This window comes from Streptosporangium sp. NPDC006013 (assembly GCF_040614275.1).
Lineage (GTDB): Bacteria > Actinomycetota > Actinomycetes > Streptosporangiales > Streptosporangiaceae > Streptosporangium.
Map to the genome: position 1 here is coordinate 1 of NZ_JBEXUE010000790.1, position 2,768 is coordinate 2,768.

The 2,768-nt window shown below is 72.5% G+C and carries 3 protein-coding genes; all 3 read left to right on the forward strand.

All coding sequences use genetic code 11. The features are described from left to right. The first annotated feature begins 58 nt into the window (after nucleotides 1-58). Nucleotides 59-790 carry an ABC transporter permease gene (locus ABZ260_RS49525; protein WP_355632512.1) on the forward strand — a complete coding sequence of 244 codons (732 nt, stop codon included), beginning with the start codon at nucleotides 59-61 and terminating at the stop codon, nucleotides 788-790. A 12-nt stretch (nucleotides 791-802) separates the two neighbouring features. Beyond that, nucleotides 803-1,837, forward strand: a complete 1,035-nt coding sequence (locus ABZ260_RS49530; RefSeq protein WP_355632506.1) for an ABC transporter substrate-binding protein — start codon at nucleotides 803-805, stop codon at nucleotides 1,835-1,837. Further along, the coding region (locus ABZ260_RS49535) for an ABC transporter ATP-binding protein (RefSeq protein WP_355632509.1) at nucleotides 1,818-2,768 on the forward strand (951 nt) is incomplete at its 3' end. The genes ABZ260_RS49530 and ABZ260_RS49535, both read left to right, overlap by 20 nt.

Genomic DNA, 2,768 nt, shown 5'->3' on the forward strand with positions numbered 1-2,768 from the left:
AACCGAGCCGGGCGCCGGCCGTACCCTCTGGCGAGCCCTGGCGCTGCGGGCCGGAGCGATCGTCGCGCTGATCGCGATCTGGCAGGCCGTGGCCATGGCCGAGATCTGGCCACCGGTCTTCGTACCGGAGCCGGTCGCGGTCTGGGACCAGTTCCTGCGCACCACCGCCGACGGCGTGAGCGGCCACACCCTGCAGGAACACCTGCTCACCAGCCTGCGCCGGATCGGGCTCGGCTGCCTGTACGGGGTGAGTGGCGGCATCGTGCTGGGGCTGCTGATCGGCATGGTCCCCACGCTGCGCGCGCTGCTCGGCCCCCTGGTCACGTTCGTCCGCACCCTGCCGCCGCTGGCCTACCTCAGCCTGCTGGTGATCTGGTTCGGCATCGACGAGGAGCCCAAGATCTGGCTCCTGCTGCTGGCCGCGCTCCCGCCGGTCGCGGTGGCCACCGCGGACGCCGTACGCGGCGTGCACGAGGACTACCTCAACGCGGCCCGCTCGCTCGGCGCCCGCCGGCACGAGCTGCCGCTCCGCGTGGTGCTGCCGAGCGCGCTGCCCGAGATCATCACGGGGGTGCGGGTGGCCGTGGGCGTCGCCTACACCACGGTGGTCGCCGCCGAGACCGTGAACGGGGTGCCCGGCATCGGCGGCATGGTCCGTGACGCCCAGCGCTACAACCAGACGGACGTGGTCGTGCTCGGCATCATCGTCATCGGCCTGTCAGGTCTGCTCATCGACTTCCTGCTGCAAACGCTGGACCGCCGCCTGGTGCCCTGGCGCGGCCGTACCTAGGAAAGACCCCCAATGAAACGCATAGCCCTCGCCCTGACCGCCGCCGCCCTCGCCCTGACCGCCTGCGGGTCCGGCACGGAGGAGACCGGGCCCGCCGCCGACGGCTCCCCCGCGACCCTGCGCATCGGCTACCAGCTCATTCCCAACGGCGATCTGATCGTCAAGGACCAGCAGTGGCTGGAGAAGGCGCTGCCGAACACCAAGATCACCTGGAGCAAGTTCGACTCGGGCGGTGACGTGAACACCGCCATGATCGCCGGCTCGCTCGACATCGGGCTGGCGGGCAGCAGCCCGGTCACCCGCGGCCTGTCCGCGCCGCTCAACATCCCGTACCGGGTGCCGTGGATCTTCGACGTGATCGGGGACAACGAGGCGCTCGTCGCCCGGGGCGGGGTGACCGACGTCAAGGACCTCGCGGGCAAGCGGGTCGCCGCCCCCTTCGCCTCGACCACCCACTACAGCCTGCTCGCCGCGCTCACCGAGGCCGGCCTCTCCGAGTCCGACGTGAAGATCCTCGACATGGAGCCGCCGGACATCCAGGCCGCCTGGCAGCGCGGCGACATCGACGCCGCCTACGTCTGGACGCCCACCCTGGCCGAGCTGCAGAAGAACGGCGGCACGACGCTGGTCACCAGCCGGGAGCTGGCCCAGCGGGGCAGGCTCACCGCCGACCTCGCGGTGGTGAGCGACGACTTCGCGAAGAAGTACCCGAAGGCGCTGAGCATCTGGCTCCAGCAGCAGGACCGCGCGGTCAAGCTGGCCAGGAGCGACACCGGCGCCGCCGCCGCGGCCATCGGCCGCCAGCTCAACCTCGACCCGGCCGAGGCCGCGCGCCAGCTCGGCCAGCTCGTGCTCCTCGACGCGAGTGAGCAGCGCTCCGCCGACTATCTCGGCACCCCGGACGCTCCCGGCAAGCTCGCCGAGAACCTGCACAGCGCGGCCGAGTTCCTCAAGGGCCAGCAGAAGATCGACGTCGTCCCCGATCCGGCGGTCTTCCAGAAGGGCCTGGCCACGCAGGAGCTCGCGGATGCCTTCGCCGGGAGCTGACGCCGGCACCACCGCCCCCGGAGCGGACCCGGCCACCTCGAACGGCACCGCGCACGAGAGTGCTCCCGCCAACGATGGAAAGACCGCCCCGGTGGCCGATCCGGGAGCGGCGCGGGACACCGCGCTCGCCCTCACCGGGGTGTCGCACTCCTACCGGGGACGCGCCGGGATCGTCGACGCGCTGGGGCCGATCGACCTGGAGATCACCGCCGGGGAGTTCGTGACGATCGTGGGCCCGTCGGGGTGCGGCAAGAGCACGCTGCTCCGGCTGGTGGCGGGCTTCACCGCGCCGTCGGCGGGAACCATCACCGCCTCCGGCGCGGTGGTGTCGGGGCCCGCCCCCACCAGGGGCTTCGTGTTCCAGCAGCACCGGCTCTTCCCCTGGCTCTCAGTCGCCGGAAACGTCGGCTTCGGGCTGCGCGGCCTGCCCAGGGCGGCGCGGCGCGAGCGGGTGGCCGAACTGCTGGAGCTGACCGGCCTGGCCGACGTCGCCAGGGCCAGGCCGTATGAGCTGTCGGGAGGCATGCAGCAGCGCGCGGCGATCGCCCGCGCGCTCGCCCCGGACCCCGCGCTGCTGCTGATGGACGAGCCGTTCGCCGCCCTGGACGCCTTCACCAGGGAGCGCATGCAGGAGGAGGTCCGCGAGCTGTGGCGGCGGGCCGGCACGACCGTGGTCTTCATCACCCACAGCGTGGACGAGGCCGTCTACCTCGGCACCCGGGTGCTCGCGCTGAGCGGCAGGCCCGGCCGGGTGGTCTCCGACCGCGCCTCGGCCGTGCCGTACGGGGAGCACCCCCGCACCGACCCGCTCTTCGCCGAGTTGCGCGAGGAGCTGACCGAGGTGGTCAGACGGGCCGCGTCGGTCAGCGGCGGAAGGGGGAGATCAGGCTTGAGGACACCTATGACTACCGGCCCACGGCGATCAGCCCGC